This is a genomic window from Neptuniibacter sp. QD37_11, assembly GCF_047778105.1.
Taxonomy (GTDB): Bacteria; Pseudomonadota; Gammaproteobacteria; order Pseudomonadales; family Balneatricaceae; genus Neptuniibacter.
This window is the reverse complement of sequence record NZ_CP180554.1, coordinates 792,442-813,943: the sequence shown is the minus strand read 5'-3', so window position 1 is coordinate 813,943 and position 21,502 is coordinate 792,442. Positions and strand designations below refer to the sequence as shown.

Genomic DNA, 21,502 nt, shown 5'->3' with positions numbered 1-21,502 from the left:
TTAGACGTCCTTTCAATTCTATAATTCCGCTAATCCTGTTTGCAGCTATATTATATAATTGTTATACTAATTAACTTGAATAATAAAAATACTAGGTTCCATCATGAGCTTACTAAGTCACGTAAAAGATGCCGGTAAGGCAGTCGTAGATATGCTAAAGCAGTTGTTTACAAAATTTGGTACCCAATCCGAAGGGCCGCCTGACTGCGAAGACTTTAAAGAACAACTAGAGGAGATGATGCATGCTCTGAAAGATCTTTACGACAGCTATGAAGCTGAAGGTAATTATACAGGGATGATGATGACTGCAAATGCAATGTCTAGCACCCATGCCATGTCTGCTGCCGTAAGTAAACTTCCTAACGATATGCCTATGGATCTGCATACGCTTGCGCAAAACCCTCAGATCATGGATATTGCAGATATGACCCATACGAAGCTCGTAGAAGATTTGGCTAAATCTGAGCTTGGCACCATGGCAAAAGGTGATTTTGAAAACCATACTCCTGAAAAACTTGCCGAGATTAACATGAACATAAAGGACACTTTGCGCCTTTCTATGCCGGGCTTGGATATGGCCATGTCGGGAATGCTAGGAAAAGTAACTGCATCCATGACACGGGCCCCTGAGTCCGCCCTGCAAGAAGCTGCCATTGAGCGCGGCGAAGAACTTACTCCAGAACTCACCCCTGAACCTAAACCTGAGCGTGAGTATAACTCACCTCAAATGACCCCAAGAATGTAATATTTGAGGATAAAAATGACTAAGAAATCTAAGCGACTAATTAGCGCTTCAGCCTGTGCGCTAATCGGAATAATCGGACTATTTTTTTCATATCTTATGGCAACCGCAAATAAGTTTGTGATCATAAATACTGTCAATAAACTCAATCAAGGCATGCCTTTTGAGGAAATAAAGAGTCCTGTACTAAAACTCCTTGCTGAAGGCCGAATTGAAGTCTACCCTCTGTATTCCATCATCTTGGTTGCTTTCTTCTCCTTAATTGCACTTTATGTTGCTGCAATGCTGATCAAAAACCGCAACAACAAACATGCCATTAAACAAGTATTCAATTTGAGCTATTGGACTTATTACAAGCATTAAAAAAGGGAGGTAATGCCTCCCTTTTTTTCACTCTTAGCAATTATCTTGCTGATTGCTGCTTCTGAGCAAATCGCGCCAGTCGATCTTTAAGACCTACCTGATGACCGCCAACCTTATCGCCTTGAGTTTGAGACTCAGTTTCTGAGTAAGTTTCCTCAATCTGCGTGGTTTCAGCCTGAAGTTTCTGCATATGCTCCTCAGCTACATCTTCCTTAGTCTTAGCTTTCTGAGGTGCTGAGTCCGTGATTTTTGCTACAGACTTGCCTTCAAGCTTAGCAATTTTAGCCTCAACCTTCTTAAGATTCTGCTTCGCTACAGCATCCTTAGTAGTCTTCAGGATTAAGCGCAGAGCATAACGCTCATCTTTCAGCTTCTTAATCTGGCGCTCTTTCTTGGCTTCACCAGTCAGCTTAGATTCTTCCTGAGCAATCATTGCATTTAGTTCTGCAATTTTGTCATTAACAATCCTTAAGCGCTCAGCTTTAGGGATTGGAGTTCGACCACGAGTGCTTGTTGGCTCTGGCGCCTGATCAGGGAGTGCCTCTGCATCTTTCAGCTTTCTAAGCTGATGCTTGAGCTTAGAGTCAAGCTCACCCAGCAAGCCATGAGACTTACGCCCCGCTTTACTCTTAATCTCGCTTGCTTCAGCTCTAATAAATGCCTTAATTTCATCAAAAGTAGATGGAAGTTCAACATTTTCAGCTTTTGCAGCGATCTGAAGCTCGCCAAACGCCTCGTTAAATGCATCACGCGCTCTATAGAACTCAACTTCCATTGGCACTGGAGGTCTACCCAAGCCGCGAGCTGATAAGATCGCAGCGCCATCTTGCTCCCACTCTTCCTTGGTCATACCTAGATAAGGAAGTCTTGCCATCTTATCTATCTGCGCATCTTCTTTCTTCTTAGCCTTTTTATAGGCTGCATCAAAAGCCTTGTATTCAGCGGAGTTTTTCTTGTCCTGCTTTTCTAGATCAAACTTACCACGGCGAGATGCTTTCTTCTCTACCTGCGCAGCGTGCATCATTTCTGCAACCGCTAGGCGCTCTTTATATACTTTTACCAACTCAGCAGAGCGTTCTGCCCCACCCTCGGCCTCAGTGGCGCTAACTTGCAGAGTGATTTTCTTCTGGAGGTCTTCCATCGCATCGATAGTTTTCAGCACTTGACGCTTTGCCTTAACCAGTGGAGAGTCTGCTTTGCGACCTACTTTGTTAGCCATTTTCAACTCCTGATGCCTTCTTGGCACTTTTAATTTTAAATCCATTAAAACAATTTAAATTTAATTAACGGTTTAAAGTATATGGCGAAATAATAAAAAGTCAAATCACTAAGACCTATTTTTCCGCAAATAATCCCTTTTTTTTAAAATAAATATAAATTGCATCGGGTCACTGTATGCCCATACAGTTAAATTAGGATGGCTTTCGTTTCTCCTAGGTCTAGGACCGGTTCGAGGGCGTTTTTTAGGCTCTCAATAAAGCCCCTCATTCCTTGTGGTGTAATTTTTGTTTTAGAAATTACGCCCTTAGAATAACCGGCTTGCTTTAAACCTTACTTCTCAAGAGCTCCAAACCCACGCATACCTATATTCATCTCTGCTATAAGGGTGCCGTAGTTAGTGCCCCTCACCACAGATAGCCGCTTCAAGGAGTGAGTCCGCAAGGTCGATGTGCCTTTTATTAGCATGATAAATAAGCCCCGTCCGCCATCCCTTGTAATATGGCCCCTTTACTGGCGCAGTGTATCACATCCATAGTTAGCTAAATCCAGTACAACCAAAAGCTTTAATCTGGTGAAATTCATACCAACCTCAATTACCGCTGTTGAAACGAAGGCAATGAAAATCTATTTTCTAGTTAATAATCCCCTTTTTAAAATAAATTTAAATTACGCAAAACCACTGATTAGGCATGCAGCTAAAGAAGGATTGCTTGCGATTTTCCTAGGTCTACGACGGGTTCGAAAGGTATTTTCAAGCTCTCAATAAACCCCTTCATTCCTTGTGGTGTAATTTTTGTTTTAGAAATTACACCCTTAGAATAGCCAGCCTGCTTTAGACCTTGCTTCTCAAGATCTCCAAACCCACGCATTTCCATATCCATCTCAGCCAGAAGAGTGCCATCGTTAGTATCCCTCACTACTGCTAATCTCTCCAAGGAGTGGGTCTGCAAGGTCGATGGATCTTTATTTATTAACATGATAAATAATCCCTCTCCGCCATCCCTTGCAATACGGCCCCTCAACTGGTGTAGTGTATTACAACCATAGTTATCTGAATCCAGTGTAACCAATAGCTTCAATCCGGGAAAATTCATACCTACCTCAATGACTGTTGTAGAAACAATGAACGAGTAGGTGCCATCCGCTATTTTCCTTATAACCTCCTGCTTTTCCTTCGCTTTCATACCTCCATGTAATTTTGCCACTTTCCCCGGGAATTGCTTTTCCCAGTCTTTAGCCGCCTCTTCGACATTCCTTTTATTTAAAATATTTGTCAGATAGGGGGCAGAATCCGTTTTTTTTGATTTAATATCATCATCGTATTGGGTGCTGATATGCTCTTTGATTACCTTAGCCTGCTTGGGTGTGGCAATTAAATTCAGCTTAATCCCCTCTTTTGGATTGTAATACGGATCATTTGGCATCAAAAAATAGGGTTTTTTTGCCCCAAAACCCTTCAATGACTCAAGCTCAAGGCCTGCATGAGGCACACTAAAGCTGTAAATATGCTCATTTCGCTCCCTAGAAGGGTAGATTATGGCCGCTTTATCGCCATTTTTAACCGTTTCTATGATTTTTTGTTGTATTTTTTCTCTTGATTTTTGTGTTAATAATACCGACCGAATGTCCTTTTTTACTGGACATTCTTTTAACGAAAATATTTTCTTGTTGCCGAACGCAGCCAACGCCATTGTACGGGGAACCGGTGTTGCCGTTGCTTCTAGTAGGTTTGTGTAATCTGAACACAGATCATTTACCTGCGAAACAGACATCTTCTGCTGCTCATCTACTATAACAAAATCGAATACATGCCCTGCTCCTGCCTTCTTCATCCAACCATGTACCGCTGATGTGCCTATAACAATGGATTGGCCATCATATGTTTTGGGGTGCTTTTCATCATCAATTATCAGGTTAATACTGACGTCGCTATGATGTTTTTGTAGCTCATCTGCTACCTGACGGCACAACATGATATTTGGGATAAAGATAGCCACCCGCTTCCCAAAGAAATAGGCCATTACTGCCAGTGTGAGATAAGGTACTGTCTTGCCGAATCCTACATCACCCTGAAGTATAGCATTCATGGGTTCATTAGCTGCCAATAACTTCGCCATTTCCTCAATCCCTTCACGCTGTGAGTTTGTGGGAGGGAAAGGGTATCGAGATGCGATCTTTTGAATAAGCCCTTCATCACAAGGGATTACACTACGCATATCCCTTACTAAGGTATGCGTGTGCTTGATTTTATTGTACAGCTGATAACAGTTGATGATTTGTGATGCCTTTTCAATCTTTTCAATTGAGTCCACATCAACCGGCATATGCACATCCATTAGGTAAGATTCTAAATTAGGATAAGGAAAATCGACCTCTTTACGCATATCAAACTCAGACGCACCCATTTCTGTTTCGATATGCTTTACAGCATCTCGCACATTGCTAAATAACACGAGTTGTGTGTTGCGCCTTAGTGTTTCCGGGGTCATTACATCTTTCTTGCCTGTGTAGACAGGTGCGACTCGGTTATGATCTGCGGGCGGAATTAACATCGCACTTTTAAATGAGACCATTCCTTCCCATTGATCAACCTTACCTCGAATAAATACAAAATCTAATGACTTAACATCCTTCCATGCCTGAACTCCACCGAAAATTGTTGCTGTTGCATTTTGAAGACCATCCGTCAGTGTTACGGTCATCATGGCCGGACGACCCTTTTTACGCTTTATTGCTCCCTTCTTTACCACGCGCAAGGTAGCTATTACATACTGGCCAAAGCAATTACCCATCATATCGGCTAGTGATGTAAGGGGCTTTGTATAATCGTTATATTTTTTCGGGAAGTTCATCAATAGATCAACAGGCGTACTAATACCCATTTCACCTACTGCGCCCCAGAACTCATCCGTAACCCCATCAATGTGCGTGTTTAAAGCATTCACTTACTGCATTTTCTCCAATAACACTTCTACAGGGATAGGTTTTTGCTGGCGTATTCGACCAGAGAGTTGAGCTATCGTTTCCGGACTGGAAGTAAATAGCTCCTCAAGCAACAAACCACGACTTAACGGAAGATTTTCCTTCTCTGCACGCATAATGACCCGAAGAATAATCTTTGAAACCTTACTCTCTGGTAACCGCTGATACAGGCGGTGCATTAGATCAATATCTGCCAAAATTTGCGGCTTACATATAAGGGCCCAAAAGAACTGTGGTACCAACTCACTTTGCTTAATGTCATCCATTAGCTCTACTGCCGCGGCTGACACCAAACTGAGTATCTCTTGGATAGGTTGCTCACTGACTTCTGCCAACTCATGACACAAAGCATAGCGACGGCCCGAATTATCGACTTTTGCAATAAGATTGCAGACATCAGATATCACAACCCACTTGTCATGTGTGGAGAGTTCTTTCTTCTTCGCCTGTGCAATCCCTGATAGATACATGGCTTCGATAAAAGAATGGGTCTTCAATTCGAAGTAGGCGGACTCGCCATACTGTTTTATGTAACTATCGGGGTCTTCATCCTCAGGCAGAAGCCTTATTCTTACATCCTTTAATAGATATTTTGGCTGTCCAATCACCTGCTTAAACAATGTCCTCAGGCCCTTTCGACCCGCATTATCACCATCAAATACAAATACTGCCTGCTTTGTATGCGCAAAGAGCAATTCAAGATTCTCATGTGTGAGTGAGGACCCCATCAAACAAACACCATAGGGGTATAGGCGAACAACGTCTAACTGCCCCTCCAGCACTTCCAGACTATCAATGATTTTATTGCCATGTGCCTTTTTAACCTCATACAATCCGTATAAGATTTTTGACTTATTGAAGTACTGCGTTTCATTAGTGTTTAAGTATTTATTCCGCGCTGTATCCGTAATGTCTCGACCCGCAAAAGCAACAATATCTCCACGCTCATTACGTATTGGAAACATAATCCGCGCTGACATTCTGTCCCAAGATTTCCGGCCATCATTATCTACAAGCCCCATCTGCTTCAGGAAGCCGGACTTGGAGGCTTCCAGATCGGAGATTTTTCGACTTGAGGCAACTACATTTCCTCTCTGATAAGCATAACCTAGCTGAAAATTATCAATAGCTTCATCACTAAACCCTCTCTTATCTTTTAAGTATCGCAAGGCAGGCTCAGAAAGCTTTTTGTTTTTTTCGGCAGGTTCAGTAAGGCAGACACGATAAAGGCCAGCAACCTTACTGAGCGCTATTTGAATGTGGTCAGTTTGAGATATAGCTTCTTTTTTCAGATGCGGGGTTAAATCGTAGTTTACGTGGTCAGCGACCCACTTAACAGCTTCCCTGAACTTTAGGCTTTGATGTTCCATCAAGAAGGAAAATACATTACCGCCAGCGCCACAGCCAAAACAGTAATACATTCCCTTTTCATTCTCCACAGTGAATGAGGGCGTCTTTTCCCGATGAAATGGGCAGCAAGCGGATGCATTTTTCTTGTCAGCGTTTTTTAGCTGAACAAACTGCCCTATGACATCAGTAAGGCGCACTCTGCGCCTTAAATCATCCAGTACATCATCTGGTATTTGTTGGAAAACTTTTGACAAAGATTTTTATCCTTTTATTTGGAATCATCTTCAACCACTAATCGGTAAACGCCATACTCTTCTTTGAATAAAATTGGTGAATAGTTCAGCGCCATCGAAAAGCTTTGCTTTTTGCTAATATTGCGAACCACTGCATCCTCGAGGCGCTTCTCCCGCTCACGCCCTTTGTATCCAAGCATGATTTCTTTAGCGATTTTTATTTCATAAGGGCGTAGAAGTTTTTTATCGTTATAAGATTTATTTGCAATAGCGACGATCCAATCACCCTCTTCTATCACAAACTCACCCGTTGCTATCAGCATTTCCTTTAAAACATTAACTTCAGGGATCTGTGACTTTACGTACTCAGTGTCATCCTTGTGCCAAGATCGCTTAATGCCCTCAAGTACATTGGAAACGTGCGCTCTGCTTCCGTAAACGAATATCTTCCTAACACGGGATAATACGCAGTTTGTTTTCCCTTCTAGGAAAAAGAATCGACGCCCCTCACTGATGTAACAAATATCCTCACGGATCTCTATAACATCTTTGACAAATGGAAGTACTCTATCTTGCTCCAATCCATGAACTTGCGCACAAATACTATTAATATCTGCCGTGCCGTTGTGTGAAACAGTCTTACCCGCTATCGACAAAAACTTTTTTGGCCACCCTTTTTGACTTGGTAATACAACAAACCTTACACCACGCTCTTTTTCAATCCGAGCACCACCAAGTGCCGTGGCGTCAACCATGTTAATGGCATTAATGATTCCTTCAATCTTAAAGCGGTTCGTAATAAGGCCTTCATCCTGAAGAGCTGACTCAATTCGATCTGCTGATGCGGGCACTAGTGAGTTAATTAACTTCGCTGCTTTAAGTAGTTTTACGGGCATCTCAAGCTCACCCATTTCACGCTGCGCATTCACAACAACCTGACGTACGCGCTCACGTGTTAACCCATGCTCCTCCCCCGTCTTTTCTAGAGGGCAACCACCTCCACCATCAAAACCTTTGTGCTTGCTTACGATTTTAACATTCCTGTCGGCATGAGCCCCACGGCATGCTTTTTTTACGAGCGACAGTATCTCGCTCCTTACGTTCAGAGAAGACATGTTGCAACCCCAATTTTTTCTTATTATTGTTAGTTGTATTTAATATAACGCTATTTAAATAACTAGTCAACTCTTCTTTAATATTATATTATTTATAAAGTCAAGTTTTTACGGGATTCATCATAATGAAAGAGAAGCTAAAAGGTACATGGAATCATCACTACCTTCGTTTTAAGGCCCATAACACCAAGGGGGCTAGCAATCATAAAGTTACCGATGAGTATAATGATCTGCTTTTTTACTTTCTTCACGATAAGCAAATACAGGGGCATCAGATTGAATTTGATGACATGCAAACTTATGCTGCCCAACTGTTTACTAAAGCAGAAAGGATTATTGAGGTTGGCGGCGATGTCGAAACCCGCTTCTCTCAGGATGCCCTTAAACGCGCCATCTCCAATATGGAACTCATGTGCACCGTCGTTACTCATGATGATACTGGGGTGGAGTACAACATCCCCCGTTTTGTTGCATTTGGGATGATTAATTGTCGCCAACTGGCTGATCCTGAAATTGATACGTTAGAGCGTGCGCTCAAAACGCCTATTGAGGACAGTATTATTACTTTCCAGATCTTTAATGTTATTCAAGGCAAACGCCGTACAAAAGCTGACGAAACAACCCTATACCCAGTTGCTGTCAATCTGGTCAATAAAGCTGTATGTGAATTGGTAGGTGATACAGATAAGTATCAATTTGAGTACAAGCTATTGCAGCGATTAAAGGATTATTGGATTCACACGTCAATCTAACGCAGCGAAGTGTGAGGCGGAAAACCGCCTTACATACCCAAACCCATCAAGTCTTCGGCCTCATCAAGTAACTGAGTTACTTTACGCTTCCATGCATCTTCATCCACCAGTGCACCATCCACCTTATAGAGACTCGACATGTCCACATTACACTTAATAGGGTCTGCCTCAACCTGCGTTTTGGTTAATGCTGATATATTATCTTCCCCAAACAAACAGCCTAGCTGATGGATTAAGTCAGGGGTATATGATGTTGATAACGGTGGGTGTGGCATCCTTTCACCATTCACACCTTTCTCAATTAGCAATACTGGCGTAAAACCGGCCTCATTGGCCTGAATGATGTCTCTCGCTTCGGCCAAGTGCACATCAAGACCTTGAGGGACCTCAACTCGAATCTCAGCTGTCTTTTTCTGCCGATACGTTGTGATCTCTATAATGTCTTCTGCAGCAATACTGTAGCCATACTCACTGTGATACTTCAATACACCTTCCAGCATGACCAGCGAGTTCTCACCCAGCATGTACTGGCACTCAGTATAGGTTTTAGCGTCCACATTTACCTTAACCATGGAGGTGCCATCATCTATCTTGAATATTGCGCGATTGCCCTTCTTAGTGGCCTTAAGCTCCAGATCGGCAATACTACCAATCACAGAAACATTTTTACCCACGTAGTCACTCGAATCAGAGGTCTTGGTTACCCCCTGCTTAGTCTGAATGTTACCTTCGGTGATGTTGTAAAGGGTATCAGTAATCTCTCCTTCTAAGGATTCACGGTATTCATCGGTCGGATGGCCAGAAAAATACAAACCCAAAGCCTCTTTTTCGTTGCGCAACAATTCTTGTCGGGACCATGGCTTGGCCTCCACCAATGTATGCAACTCTTCTGCCGCAGAAAGGCCGCCAAATAGATCATCCTGTGCATCATTTTCTTTACGCCCTTGCTTTGCAGCCTCAAGAGCGACATCAATAGATGCCATTAATGATGCCCTGTTGGTATCAAACTCATCCAGCATGCCCGCTTTAATCATGGTAGCTAACTGCTTTTTTGATACCTTTACACGATTGACCAAATCAAACATGTCCCGGAACGGACCACCCGTTTCGCGCTCAGCAAGCAGTACCTTTGTTACAGACTCACCTAGGCCATCACAGGCTTCCAAACCATAGATGATCTCTCCATTATCTACGGTAAATAGCACCTCTGAGCGATTTACCGAAGGTGGCGCAAGACGTAAGCCCATACGACGAATCTCATCTATAAATCGCACTACTTTATGTGTTTTATCGATATCAGATGAGGCTACAGCTGCCATAAATTCTGATGGATAGTGTGCTTTCAGCCACGCAGTCTGATAAGAAATTAATGCATACGCTGCTGAATGGGATTTGTTGAATCCGTAACCCGCGAACTTCTCAACGAGATCAAATATATTTGAAGCAAGATCTCCATCAATGCCGTTTCCCTCTGCACCAGCAATGAATTCTGATCGCTGCTTGGCCATTTCTTCGGCTTTTTTCTTACCCATAGCACGACGCAGTAAGTCTGCCTGACCTAGCGTATAACCTGCTAGCACTTGGGCAATCTGCATTACCTGCTCTTGATAGAGGATAATCCCGTATGTTGGCTCAAGGATTGGCTTCAGTAATTCATGCTGATATTGCGGGTGAGGATAAGAGACTTCTGCTCGCCCATGCTTACGGTTGATAAAATCATCAACCATACCCGATTGGAGTGGTCCGGGACGGAACAATGCTACCAGTGCTACCAGATCCTCAAAACAGTCAGGTTGCAGCTTCCGAATAATCCCCTTCATTCCAGAGGATTCAAGCTGGAAGACAGCAGTTGTCTCAGCGGATTTCAAGAGCTCGAAGGATTGTTTGTCTTTGAGGCTTATATCCTCAATCCTCAGTGGCTCTTCACCTTTCTTAGCACGGCTATCATTAACAAACTTCAGGGCCCAATCGGTAATGGTAAGTGTACGTAAGCCAAGGAAGTCAAACTTAACAAGGCCCACACCCTCTACATCATCCTTATCTAACTGGCTGACAAGGCCTTCACCATTATGGTCGGCGTAAGTGGCGGTAAAGTCCGTTAATTTGCCATCCGCAATCAGAACCCCACCAGCATGCTTACCTGTTTGGCGCGCAAGACCTTCTAGACTACGTGCCTCACTGATAATGTAACGGACGTCCGGGTCCTTTTCGCACATTGCAGCCAATGCTGGGTTTTGTTCAAGTGCTTTTGTGATGGTCATGCCCGGTTCAGACGGAATTTGCTTAGCAATTCGATCAGCGACGCTATAAGCATAACTCCTAGCCCTTGCGACATCACGAATTACAGCTTTCGCCGACATGGTCCCGTAAGTGATAATTTGCGATACCGCATCATGACCGTACGTGTCTGCTACATACTGAATAACTTGATCCCGCTTATTCATGCAGAAATCGACATCGAAGTCGGGCATGGATACGCGCTCAGGATTCAAGAAGCGTTCGAAAAGCAGGTCATACTCTAAGGGATCAAGGTCGGTAATCTTTAATGCGTACGCAACCAATGAACCCGCACCAGAGCCCCTACCCGGCCCTACAGGGACATCATTTGCCTTACCCCACTGGATAAAGTCGGCAACTATTAGGAAGTACCCCGGAAAACCCATCTGAGTAATAACATTAAGCTCGAATTCCAATCGCTCATGAAACTCATCCTTTTTCTGCCAGTATTCAGCCGTATCTTTACCGAACAGCTGTACCAAGCGATCCTCAAGCCCATCTAAGGACATCTTTCTGAGGTACTCAGCCTCAGTCTCAATACGTTTGCCGTTAAAGTCATATGACTCTGGGATTGGGAATGCAGGCAGGTAGTACTTACCCAACTCAATATCGATACTACAGCGCTTAGCTATCTCGACACTATTTTCCAGCGCTGATGGGATGTCTGAAAACAACTCCTGCATCTGTTCAGAGGTTTTGTAATACTGCTCCTGCGTGATCTCATCGGAATGCAATTGGAGGTATTCATCTACATTAATACCCTTATCTATCGCACTACGTAAGTGTGCATGATCATGATCTTCAGGCTCTAGGAATCTAACCCCATTGGTGGCTACTACCGGCAAGCTTAGCGAACGTGCAAGCTCTACTGCCTTTTGGACATATTCATTGTCATCTTCATGACCAATGCGCTGCAATTCAATGTAAAAATTTCCGGGATGCTTGTTTGCATAATGCCGCGCTACCGCCATAGCATCTTCAACTTTGCCAGCGAGCAGATGCTGGCCAATCACCCCTTCACGCCCGCCTGACAACATAATTACATTATTGCCATCTACAAGATCTTCTTTAACCGGTGGGACAGTTCCCTCTGCACGAGGCTGTGAGGTATACCCTTCACTGATAGCCACCAACAAAGACTTATAGCCATCATTATTCAAGCAATAATATCTCGCTTTGCCGGACTGGCCCGTAACAGTATCTACAACATCGCAAGATGTACCAAGGATGGGTTTTAGTCCTGATGCCTGTGCTTGCTTATAGAGCTTAACTGAGTTGAAGAAGTTAGTGGGATCGGATACAGCAACTGCGGGAACCCCACATTCGTCTGCTTTTTTAAGCAAAGGCTTTAGGCGGACTATACTGTCCCCCATTGAATATTCCGTGTGAACATCTAAATGTACAAAGCTCGCCATAAGCCCTACCGATTAATTAAAACTGTTTTAATAATTCTACCACTTTATGAATGTGAATTGTACAGCAAGACAACTTGACATTCTATTTTTTTTTGTTTTATTATTTCCCTCAAATAATAAGGACCGTAAATGGCTATTCAAACAACTGAACATATGCCTTTTGAGCAGCAAGTGCTTGGCGTTTGCTTGAATCATCCCTATCGATTTGCTCAGATATCAAGCTTTATCAATGCAGGTGATTTTACCTCTATTGAACATAGAGCTATTCATGATATTTTGGCCGATGCTCATGCTAATAAGGCGGAATTCACACTATCTCTGCTAGTCGACCGGCTCCACGGTACCGTTGCGCCCGATTACATCAGTTGGCTGTACAATAATTTTACCATTGATGAGGATGTTGAGTGCCTTGCACGTGATTTGCGTGGGTATAGAAATAAACGCGATATATTAAATGCTGCTTCAGAGGTTCAAAAACGCGTTAATCGCGCCACAGCTGATGAGCTAATCAATCTGCCGAGTGAAAGCCTTAAAGTTTTCGATGCCGTGAGGCTGTCCAATGAAATTCATTCTGGCAGCGTAAAAAACGCGACGCAGTCTGTTGATCGATACCTTACGAAATTTAGTGAAAAGAAACATAGCGGTGGCCGGGGTCTTCAATTAGGCATTCCTGAATTTGATGATAAGACGCTAGGCCTTCACAGTACGGACCTTATTATTGTCGGTGCCAGACCTTCGATGGGTAAAACCGTATTCGGTCTTCAGTGCGTTCTCCCCGCGCTTAAATTCACGACGGGCAAAATCATCATTGCCTCTCTTGAAATGCCGGTTGAGCAACTAATCGAACGATTGATTTGCTGCATCGCTAAAATTGATTACAGCAAACTACGTGAGGGTAAACTAACCAGCGGTGATGCGGCATCTTTCCGTCAAGCCGGGGAATGGCTCTCCAGCTTCGGTGATCGGTTGCTAATCGAAGATTGTGAAGAAAAAGGCTACCTAGAATACCGTGACTTTGAAACATGGGTGCGGAGCGAGGCATCTAAAGGTGAAATTAGTCTTGTTCTGGTCGATTACCTTCAACTGTTCCGTCGAACGGGCATACCCGGCGACACTGATTCTGCAAAGCTTGGTAATATTAGCATGGGCCTGAAAGCATTAGCTAAACTCACCAATGCTCCGGTCGTATCTCTTGCCCAACTCAACCGATCGCTAGAGCAGCGCGTAGATAAGCGACCGATCATGTCGGATCTCCGTGAATCCGGTAATATTGAGCAGGATGCAGATGTTATTTTATTCCTGTACCGCGACACCGTTTACAATCCGGATACTGAATTCCCGGAGTTGGCTGAAATTATTATCGGCAAACAACGTGCAGGCCAAAAGGGCACAATTAAAACGGCCTTCAAGGGACATCATATGCACTTCGCCCCGTGGATTGAAAATGGGAATCTCACGATGACCGAGTGTCCTCCGCTCAATACCTATCAATAATTATTGATAAATATTATAATTATATAATTCGGTGATTTTTGGACTATTAATATGTCAGATTTTAATTTAGCAGGCGAGATTGTTATATTCGATACCGAGACCACTGGTATTGATCCTGAGACGGGTGACAAGATTGTTGAATTTGGTGCCATTGTTGTTAACAACCGAAAGGTTACGGAAGAGAAACTACAGCTATATTTTGACCCTGAACGCGACATTCCCGAAGAAACAACGGACATCCACGGTATCGATAATGAATCTATTAAAGAGCTAAGCAACGGAATGATCTTTGCTGATCACGCGCAAGGATTATGGGATTTCCTACAAGGGCGTCAATGGGCTGCACATAACGCATCATTCGATGTAGGCTTTTTGGATGCTGAATTTGTTCAAGCAGGTTTCGGTAAAATTTCGGACCATATGCCACCTGTTTTCGACACTTTAAAATACGCTCAGCAAGCCAACCCTAATCAAAGAAACTCACTGGATGCCCTGTGTAAGCGCTTCGGCATAGACCTGTCTGAACGTACAGATCACGGCGCATTGTTGGATTCTCAGCTACTCGCTGATGTATTTCTCCTGCTCACTACCGTTCAAACTGACCTTTCACTAACAGATGATAAACGTGTAGCTAAGGCCTCCAATCTACTGGAAAATATCGTTAGAGTGGACGGGAGTGGTCTGAACGTCCTTAAAGCATCAGAGACCGAAGCGATTCAGCACCTTGAAAAAATCAACTCCATACGCCAGAAATCTGAAAAGGAAGTTGATTGGGATTATGGGCCCTAGAATCATAAAAAGTTATTCTCCTTAACAAGCCACTTCAATAAAAAAGCCAGCAAATGCTGGCTTTTCACATTTAACAATTCAATTACTCTACATCGCTGTTAGAAATTGAATTAATGTACTTTTTCATCACACCTGCGCTACCCACACCACTCAATTCATGACCTGTGTCAAATACGGAAAATGGAGTGCCTTCAACACCAAATAATCGCCCCAGTTGTACACCCATACCTACAGCCTCAGGACTAACCTTTGAGTCAGCATCACATTCTTCATACTCAACATTATTGTTCTTATAAAGATAGTCTAATGCTGCTTCAGGATCTTTCGCACATGCTGCGTATGACATAAGCTGAGCAACCTTACGGCTCCTTTGTCTAATGTGTCCCTTTTGCATATCAGCCGCCAGTGCTCTTGGAAAAGCAAGATACTTAATCTCAACACCAGATTTGTTTAAATCTGGAATAATGTTATGAAGATTCTTACAGTATCCGCACGTAAAGTCACTAAACACAACCATGGTGCGCTTTTTCTCACCAACTGCTGGATAAGTTGCAATAAACATCTCTTCGGGGATTTTATTGATAATCTCAGCCACCTTCGCCTGCTTTTCAGCCTTGGTCATTTTCGTGCCATCTGGGCGATATCCGATTTTCAGCAAGGGTACTTCACTCGGTACTTCTTTACTGACTCTTTTCTTCGGTGATGTGCTAGGAGAAGCCTTAGCGATATTTGATTTTCCCGCTTTCAATGCTGCTAATTTCTTCTCTAACGCTTTTTTAGTATCAGAAGAAATTTCAATAGGCTTAGCGACTGGCTGGATCTGACCATGGTCCTTTGCCGTAGTTTTAGCCACTAATCCTATTTGGGATTCTGTATCAACCTTTACCGCCACCTTACGGGGAGCCGTGTTTTCAACATCGGTGCTAACGCGGTGCTGGGCCTCTCCCAACCCATCAGGAACTTTTGGATTAATATTGGCTGCAAATGTCTGCTTCATCGCATCAATAGAAATCAAAGCGCCCTTAAATGCGAAATCCACATCGTCATTTACATATAATTCATGCCCGCCAGCTGATCTTAGCTTAATGACAGGTGCATTGGCTATATAACTAATCTCTATCGGAGTACCATGAGGCATTTGAAGTTTTGTTGCAATATCCGTGATATCAGGTCGCTCAGAGCCTGAATGCTCAGTAATTAGGTGCCCCGTTAGACCACCCAGACCAAATAGTGCTATACCAACTACGGCATTAAATACATTTATTTTCATCATAGTTTTCTTATCGAGTTAAAGATGGGCTGTTAGGCCCCTCATTTTGTATATTTCTCAGCTCTTCCAGACTACGCATCTGGTAGCTTGGATTTTCGGTTTGCCGAGTGAACTCAGCCTGCAGGTCACGAAGTTCGTCTAAACTGGCATCAGGGTTATTTTTCTTTAGCATCTGTTGAATAGGAGTTAATGCAAACCCAGCCTGACGGGACTTACCTTCCATCTTTCCTTCGATGGTCTTTTCTGCACCTTCTTCCAAGCCTTCGCTTTGCTGCATTAATGGAGCAAAACCACCATCGGCTATATCTGAGAGTTCTTGTACTTCATTTAGTTCATTTATATTTTCAGCACTAGTCTTAACGAACTCTTGACCTTCCTTTGAATTATTTGAAGAATTGGCAGCGGCGCTATTGGAGCTGGAGTTATCCTCCATACCACTCTCAAGACCCTCTTGATTGCGCGTCTTTTGCATCTCACTTTGCTCAAGTTGTTGCTGCTGCACTTCAGTCTCGACTTGCTGAGCTCGCGTCTGTTCTGCATCCAAACGCTGTTTTTGGAGATTTATCTCTGCAGCACTAACACTGAAGCGATTGCTATCAATTGCATTCGATAGTTCTTCTAAATCCACCAGTGCTGCCCTTTCCTCAGGACTGAGATCATCCGCAGGATTTTGAAGCTCTACATCCTCAATTTCCCTTTCTTTTTTTTGTGTAGGTGGTTCAGGCACCAACTCGGTATTGATTTCCATTAGGCGACTCTCCTAAATGTGAGGCTGATCGTATTTACTGTCCGTCACCCGGCTGCTTGTTTAAAAATTCCACACGACGGAAATCTTCTATAACAAGCATGCGCTCTTCTGGAGATAGCAACACCTTCCGGTCAGTTTCGACCTGATGCATTTCCTGATTCAACGCGCGGTAACGTAAAAGGGTTTGCTTACTGATCTTTTTTTTAGCTTCTTGTGACATAAGCCCTCCTATCATTTAACTATAACATTTTTAAACCGCCACCTCCATGCTATGAAGGCTTTTTTAAAGATGTTATAATATTGATAAATATAAGAATGAAAGGCTCGCATCATGACAGCTAAAATCCCTTTTATCACTTTAGATGGCCAACGGGATACAACGCTCAATAAGACCCGTGATTTTACATGGAATGACATTGTTTCTTTCTTTAAGGACCATTTGCCTTCTGATGTAAAAGAGGTTGAAGGCTTTATGCCCGTAGTTCCGGTTGCAGATGATAAAATCATTGACCAACCTCGACCGAGCGGTGGCACATCCCAACGTGTCGATGCGAACATCGCGGCCATCTCTATGCTGGTACTCGATTTGGATGAAGAAGGTGCTTACGATATTGCAAAAGAAAAGTTTGCGGCATACGACCACCTTGTTTACTCCACTTTCAGTCACAACGAAAACGCGCCATATAAACTCCGCATGATGCTCAGGCTAGATCAGCCCATTCCCATCAAGGAATGGGAAGAATGCTTCCATGCGCTGGTGTCTGATCTGCCTAGTGATATCCAATGCGGCAACCCAAGCCGTTTTTACTACTACCCAACGGTCAATACAGCATCGACCATCCCGCCCGTTTTTATCGAAAACAAGGGAATAGCACTTACCAAGGATGATATCTTGGGAATGCATAACGAACAGGGTATGAATGCAGAGTGGGTTAAGGAGCAAGAGAAGCGTAAAAAGATGGCAGGCGGTATTCGTGACTACCGTGGTGAGTACCATTCTGTTGCACAACGCCCGAAAGGCTACTCTTATGAAGACTACATTGAGCGGCATGCCAAGCCCCTAGAGGATCTGCGCCGTTACCCGTCTGCACGTCATAAGTTTGCGGCGGCCGTTACTATGTCCGAAATAGCGCGCTTCAAGGAGCATGCGGACCCGAAAACACTGATTGAGTTTGTTATGCGAGCTTGCGAAGACGTCGGCCAGCCGCCGCTATATTCCAGTGGCGACACCCTAGCTGAATTAATCGATACTTATGGCAATAAGGGCTTAATTTTCTCAGCCTATTTAAAATCCGGTATGGAGAAATGTCCGAACCATATTAACCGTCAATATCTCCAACAGTGTGCTAATGCTGGAACCGCCGCCTCCAAAAGTAAGAATTGGTCATTTGAGCCGGATAAGAACTATCTTCCACAGGAAATGACTTATGATTATGCCGGTATCCGTTCTCGCAACCTGCCTGCAATGAAGAGTTTGATGGAAAACGGAAATATTATCGACTTCTGCACCAATGTTTTGGCAAATGAAGTCTCAATTAACCCTGAAGGTGCAAAGCTCTCTTTTGTAGGTCAGTTTATTTTTAAAACGGCGGCTTCATATTATGAGAAACAGCATGGACTAGCCGATGCCACCAAAACAAGAGCGCTGAATGCTATTGCTGACAAGAGTGATACTATTGCCAACGAAGTCCTTGCTAAGGTGGGTAATGCAGTTAAGGACCACCAGCAATTTAAAGGCTTTGTAGATATGGCACTTGGCTTTGGAATGAAAACATCAATGAATAATGAATTTGTTTTCGAGGGCTTCCGTAAGCAAAATAATCGCTCTTATGCGAACCGCCGGGATGACAATACCCCCTCACCCTCTTGAGTCCAAAAAGCCCCTGAGGGGCTTTTTTTACCGGATAGAGAACCCTATAGAGGACTCAGGCTTTGTCGATGACAACATCTTATCAAACAGTCGCTCCCCCAATGCAGATGAGCTCGGCGCTGCTTTGCTAAGGTTTAATGGTTCTTTATATTCCTCAATGCTCGAAAAGAGTTCCGCATGTGACTCTAATGTCTCAACATAGTCACGCAATGCATCCTCACCTTCCAGTACAGGAATGTAAAAATCATAGGACGGCAATGCATCCCACATGGCTTCAATACCATTCATCCGATTTAACCGGTCTATATGGGATTTTTTTTCACCTTCTGTAAATTCAATATTCCCATTATGAATACGCTCCGCTTGATAGCGCTGCATTTGCAAACTCACAGGACATTCAAGATAGCCGATTGAAACAGGGATGTTGTTTTGAACACAATAATTATGAAGATTCACAGCCCCTTCAGGCTCCAAAACAGCGACAACTTTCTTCTGCATATCAGTTAGCTGAGTAATTGCCTCTTTTGTTGTGCCATAATGAATACGCGCACCACTCTCATCTGTAAAGCAGAATGACTCAGCCATCTCACCTTTAGCCTCTAGTTCAAGGAAATGCGCTTCATCCGTGAAGTGATAGCTAACACCATCAATCTCATTAAGATGTTGCCGAGGGGCACGTGTTGTCGTGCTTATTGTTTCCTCATAACCAAACTCAGATTTCAGTAGCTGAGCAAGGAACGTTTTCCCCGAACAGGTCTTGCCACATAGTATCAATACACTACTCATAATTCCCCCTCAGAAAAGTGAACATTCTTCTGAAATGACTTCAACCACTTGTTTCTTATTTTGCGTTTGAGTCTGCTGGTCATAGTTAGGGTCCTGCGGTGTCACAGGTGTATACCCTAGATCATCTTTAACCTCGACACCAGTTTCAATCTCAGCAAGCTTTTCCTTTATCCATTCAGGATCTTGCGCATATTCAATATTAAGCTGAACCTTACGTGCGCCTCTAAATTCATTTACTTCGATTTTAAATACTGCCTCAAGATTCTTCTTGAATGGAAAGCCGTAAACTTCATCACGACAACGCCACCAAACGGCTTCAAATGTTTCAGCACCACCTATTGGCCTCAAGAATAACTTAGCATGGTTTTTCTCAGCACCAAGAGGGATGAAGTTAACAATCTCAAATTCACCACCAAACACCGGTGCTTCGAACTCCATTCCCCATGGGCCTGCCTGACTTATCTCTATCGCATTGTCGATAGTGATCAGACCTTCATCAGGATTCATGACATCAACACGCATCAATCCTGCTTTCATGTCCGCGGTAAATTCTTTTTCAATCACACGGCTAAATTCACGCGTAAATTGATCCAGATACTTGAGTGGAATGCTTAAGCCAGCAGCGGCAGCATGACCACCAAATTTTGGCAACATATCTTGGTTCTTTTTAAACATGCCATCCAATGCGTGCTTGAGATGACATCCCGGAATTGAACGGCTTGAGCCCTTTATTAGCATATCCTGCATCAGGCTTTCAATTTGCTTACGCTCTGGCTCGGTTTCAGCTCGAGCCAATTGTCTCTGTGCTTCTTTCAGCTCTGCAGTCGCTGTGAATGATATTACAGCTGCATTCATTTCCTTCATAATGTAAGAAGAAACCAGTCCAACAACCCCCTCATGCCAATCCGGGTTGTAAAGTACGTAAGCACACTGGTCATTCTCATTATCGAGATTTATCTGCTCAACAATCCCCCTTGCCTCACCCTGCATTTCTGCCTGAAGTTGCTTTCGCTCAATGTTTGTTGCATCAAGATCCTCTGCCAATGCTTTTGCATGATGGTAATCATCACAAATAAGCATTTGCACAGCCTTTGTAGCGTCCTCTAATCGACCTGCAGCATTAATACGAGGCCCCAACCCGAAACCAAACGTAAACTCATCCACCTGACCTATAGTCTTGCCAGATACTTCAATAAGAGCCCTTAGCCCGGGGGCTAAGCTAAATACTGGATTGCCCTTGTCATCTAAGGTGTCGGCACTATTAATTAATCGCAGGCCATGAGAAACAATTGTTCTGTTGTAGTGATACTTCATTGGCACCATATCAGCTACAGTGCCCAGTGCCACATAAGGAATCAGGCTACTAAGGCTTGGTTTATCAATGTTGAGCTGATCAAAATAACCCTTTTTCTCCATGTGAGCCCTAAGTGCAATAATGGTGTAAAACATCACACCAACACCCGCTAAGCCATTTAGCCCTGATGTATCACCCGGTTGGGATGGGTTGATTATTGCAGACGCTTCAGGTGGAACTTTACCAGACTCATCAGGTAGGTGATGGTCGGTAATAATCAGCTCGCAGGAAGGCAGCATCTCTTCTACCGCTTTTGCACCTTGGAAAGATGAAATACCACAGTCCACTGTGATAATCAGATCGGGTTTATATTCAGCTGCAAGCTCAACAATTGCAGGGGTCAAACCATAACCATGAATTGAGCGATCCGGGAGTATATAGTCAACATTCTTAGCGCCACACAACTCTAACCCTTTCTTGCCTGTCGATGTGCTTGTAGCCCCATCACAATCGAAGTCACCAATAATTAGCACACTACTGTCAGCCATAATATGACGACTTAAGACATCAACGGCCTTATCAATATCTTTAAGGGTATCTGGCTTAGGTAACTTGCTGATAGGGTATTCAAGATCAGATGGGCTCTCAATACCTCTACGCAGATAAACTTGATTTAATAAAGGGTTATTATGCACGATGTCCGAGTGGCTCTTCGTCTTTTTTTCTTTAATTGGACGTATTTTTAATTGCATAGTAATACCTTACGATAGTTTATTAACGGTTTAATATGTTAGAAGGAGA

The 21,502-nt window shown here is 43.4% G+C and carries 16 protein-coding genes; 6 read left to right on the top strand and 10 right to left on the bottom strand.

Annotated features, from left to right (window positions below):
* The first annotated feature begins 103 nt into the window (after positions 1 to 103).
* Positions 104 to 745, top strand: a complete 642-nt coding sequence (locus ACMXYT_RS22610; protein WP_415912676.1) for a hypothetical protein — start codon at positions 104 to 106, stop codon at positions 743 to 745.
* 15 nt (positions 746 to 760) lie between these two features.
* Positions 761 to 1,105: a hypothetical protein gene (locus tag ACMXYT_RS22605; protein WP_415912675.1), complete on the top strand. Its 345-nt coding sequence runs from the start codon at positions 761 to 763 to the stop codon at positions 1,103 to 1,105.
* Positions 1,106 to 1,145: 40 nt separating this feature from the next.
* Here the strand turns inward: ACMXYT_RS22605 and ACMXYT_RS22600 are convergent, their stop codons facing one another.
* From ACMXYT_RS22600 to ACMXYT_RS22585, 4 genes are all read right to left on the bottom strand, one after another.
* A complete protein-coding gene (locus ACMXYT_RS22600; RefSeq protein WP_415912674.1) occupies positions 1,146 to 2,324 on the bottom strand; it encodes a hypothetical protein in 1,179 nt (392 codons plus the stop codon).
* Between the two features lie 697 nt (positions 2,325 to 3,021).
* The gene (locus ACMXYT_RS22595) at positions 3,022 to 5,271 is read right to left on the bottom strand and encodes a helicase-related protein (RefSeq protein ID WP_415912673.1); all 2,250 of its coding nucleotides are present in this window, start codon (positions 5,269 to 5,271) and stop codon (positions 3,022 to 3,024) included.
* Positions 5,272 to 6,912, bottom strand: coding sequence for a DNA primase (gene dnaG / locus ACMXYT_RS22590; protein ID WP_415912672.1), 1,641 nt, complete (start codon positions 6,910 to 6,912; stop codon positions 5,272 to 5,274).
* 14 nt (positions 6,913 to 6,926) lie between these two features.
* Positions 6,927 to 8,006: a hypothetical protein gene (locus ACMXYT_RS22585; RefSeq protein WP_415912671.1), complete on the bottom strand. Its 1,080-nt coding sequence runs from the start codon at positions 8,004 to 8,006 to the stop codon at positions 6,927 to 6,929.
* Between the two features lie 125 nt (positions 8,007 to 8,131).
* Here ACMXYT_RS22585 and ACMXYT_RS22580 point away from each other — a divergent pair, with 125 nt between their 5' ends.
* Positions 8,132 to 8,758, top strand: coding sequence for a hypothetical protein (locus ACMXYT_RS22580; protein WP_415912670.1), 627 nt, complete (start codon positions 8,132 to 8,134; stop codon positions 8,756 to 8,758).
* A 29-nt stretch (positions 8,759 to 8,787) separates the two neighbouring features.
* On the opposite strand, the gene dnaE is transcribed toward ACMXYT_RS22580, so the two are convergent.
* Entirely contained in the window at positions 8,788 to 12,450 is a 3,663-nt protein-coding gene (dnaE, locus tag ACMXYT_RS22575; RefSeq protein ID WP_415912669.1) for a DNA polymerase III subunit alpha, read from the bottom strand.
* A gap of 129 nt (positions 12,451 to 12,579) precedes the next feature.
* Between dnaE and ACMXYT_RS22570 the strand changes: the two genes are divergently transcribed.
* Together ACMXYT_RS22570 and dnaQ are read left to right on the top strand one after the other, a co-directional pair.
* Positions 12,580 to 13,944, top strand: coding sequence for a replicative DNA helicase (locus ACMXYT_RS22570; RefSeq protein WP_415912668.1), 1,365 nt, complete (start codon positions 12,580 to 12,582; stop codon positions 13,942 to 13,944).
* A 51-nt stretch (positions 13,945 to 13,995) separates the two neighbouring features.
* Positions 13,996 to 14,733, top strand: a complete 738-nt coding sequence (gene dnaQ / locus ACMXYT_RS22565; protein WP_415912667.1) for a DNA polymerase III subunit epsilon — start codon at positions 13,996 to 13,998, stop codon at positions 14,731 to 14,733.
* Between the two features lie 82 nt (positions 14,734 to 14,815).
* Here dnaQ and ACMXYT_RS22560 read toward each other — a convergent pair whose 3' ends face one another.
* The 3 genes from ACMXYT_RS22560 to ACMXYT_RS22550 are packed head-to-tail and all read right to left on the bottom strand — an operon-like array spanning position 14,816 to position 16,971.
* Positions 14,816 to 16,003, bottom strand: a complete 1,188-nt coding sequence (locus ACMXYT_RS22560; protein ID WP_415912666.1) for a thioredoxin fold domain-containing protein — start codon at positions 16,001 to 16,003, stop codon at positions 14,816 to 14,818.
* A 10-nt stretch (positions 16,004 to 16,013) separates the two neighbouring features.
* Positions 16,014 to 16,751 carry a hypothetical protein gene (locus ACMXYT_RS22555; RefSeq protein WP_415912665.1) on the bottom strand — a complete coding sequence of 246 codons (738 nt, stop codon included), beginning with the start codon at positions 16,749 to 16,751 and terminating at the stop codon, positions 16,014 to 16,016.
* 34 nt (positions 16,752 to 16,785) lie between these two features.
* Positions 16,786 to 16,971 carry a hypothetical protein gene (locus tag ACMXYT_RS22550; protein ID WP_415912664.1) on the bottom strand — a complete coding sequence of 62 codons (186 nt, stop codon included), beginning with the start codon at positions 16,969 to 16,971 and terminating at the stop codon, positions 16,786 to 16,788.
* 111 nt (positions 16,972 to 17,082) lie between these two features.
* Between ACMXYT_RS22550 and ACMXYT_RS22545 the strand changes: the two genes are divergently transcribed.
* On the top strand, positions 17,083 to 18,621 hold the full coding sequence (locus tag ACMXYT_RS22545; RefSeq protein ID WP_415912663.1) for a hypothetical protein: 1,539 nt from the start codon (positions 17,083 to 17,085) through the stop codon (positions 18,619 to 18,621).
* 27 nt (positions 18,622 to 18,648) lie between these two features.
* Here the strand turns inward: ACMXYT_RS22545 and ACMXYT_RS22540 are convergent, their stop codons facing one another.
* Both ACMXYT_RS22540 and ACMXYT_RS22535 read right to left on the bottom strand, forming a co-directional pair.
* Complete coding sequence (locus tag ACMXYT_RS22540; protein WP_415912662.1) at positions 18,649 to 19,407, bottom strand: hypothetical protein; 759 nt, start codon at positions 19,405 to 19,407, stop codon at positions 18,649 to 18,651.
* Positions 19,408 to 19,416: 9 nt separating this feature from the next.
* On the bottom strand, positions 19,417 to 21,453 hold the full coding sequence (locus tag ACMXYT_RS22535; RefSeq protein WP_415912661.1) for a single-stranded-DNA-specific exonuclease RecJ: 2,037 nt from the start codon (positions 21,451 to 21,453) through the stop codon (positions 19,417 to 19,419).
* Between the last annotated feature and the right edge of the window lie 49 nt (positions 21,454 to 21,502).

What these genes read in the sequence shown, in the direction of transcription:
- ACMXYT_RS22610 (WP_415912676.1), top strand. Translation starts at nt 104, where the DNA reads ATGAGCTTACTAAGTCACGTAAAAGATGCCGGTAAGGCAGTCGTAGAT.
- ACMXYT_RS22605 (WP_415912675.1), top strand. Translation starts at nt 761, where the DNA reads ATGACTAAGAAATCTAAGCGACTAATTAGCGCTTCAGCCTGTGCGCTA.
- ACMXYT_RS22600 (WP_415912674.1), bottom strand. Translation starts at nt 2,324, where the DNA reads ATGGCTAACAAAGTAGGTCGCAAAGCAGACTCTCCACTGGTTAAGGCA.
- ACMXYT_RS22585 (WP_415912671.1), bottom strand. Translation starts at nt 8,006, where the DNA reads ATGTCTTCTCTGAACGTAAGGAGCGAGATACTGTCGCTCGTAAAAAAA.
- ACMXYT_RS22580 (WP_415912670.1), top strand. Translation starts at nt 8,132, where the DNA reads ATGAAAGAGAAGCTAAAAGGTACATGGAATCATCACTACCTTCGTTTT.
- dnaE (WP_415912669.1), bottom strand. Translation starts at nt 12,450, where the DNA reads ATGGCGAGCTTTGTACATTTAGATGTTCACACGGAATATTCAATGGGG.
- ACMXYT_RS22570 (WP_415912668.1), top strand. Translation starts at nt 12,580, where the DNA reads ATGGCTATTCAAACAACTGAACATATGCCTTTTGAGCAGCAAGTGCTT.
- dnaQ (WP_415912667.1), top strand. Translation starts at nt 13,996, where the DNA reads ATGTCAGATTTTAATTTAGCAGGCGAGATTGTTATATTCGATACCGAG.
- ACMXYT_RS22560 (WP_415912666.1), bottom strand. Translation starts at nt 16,003, where the DNA reads ATGAAAATAAATGTATTTAATGCCGTAGTTGGTATAGCACTATTTGGT.
- ACMXYT_RS22555 (WP_415912665.1), bottom strand. Translation starts at nt 16,751, where the DNA reads ATGGAAATCAATACCGAGTTGGTGCCTGAACCACCTACACAAAAAAAA.
- ACMXYT_RS22550 (WP_415912664.1), bottom strand. Translation starts at nt 16,971, where the DNA reads ATGTCACAAGAAGCTAAAAAAAAGATCAGTAAGCAAACCCTTTTACGT.
- ACMXYT_RS22545 (WP_415912663.1), top strand. Translation starts at nt 17,083, where the DNA reads ATGACAGCTAAAATCCCTTTTATCACTTTAGATGGCCAACGGGATACA.
- ACMXYT_RS22540 (WP_415912662.1), bottom strand. Translation starts at nt 19,407, where the DNA reads ATGAGTAGTGTATTGATACTATGTGGCAAGACCTGTTCGGGGAAAACG.
- ACMXYT_RS22535 (WP_415912661.1), bottom strand. Translation starts at nt 21,453, where the DNA reads ATGCAATTAAAAATACGTCCAATTAAAGAAAAAAAGACGAAGAGCCAC.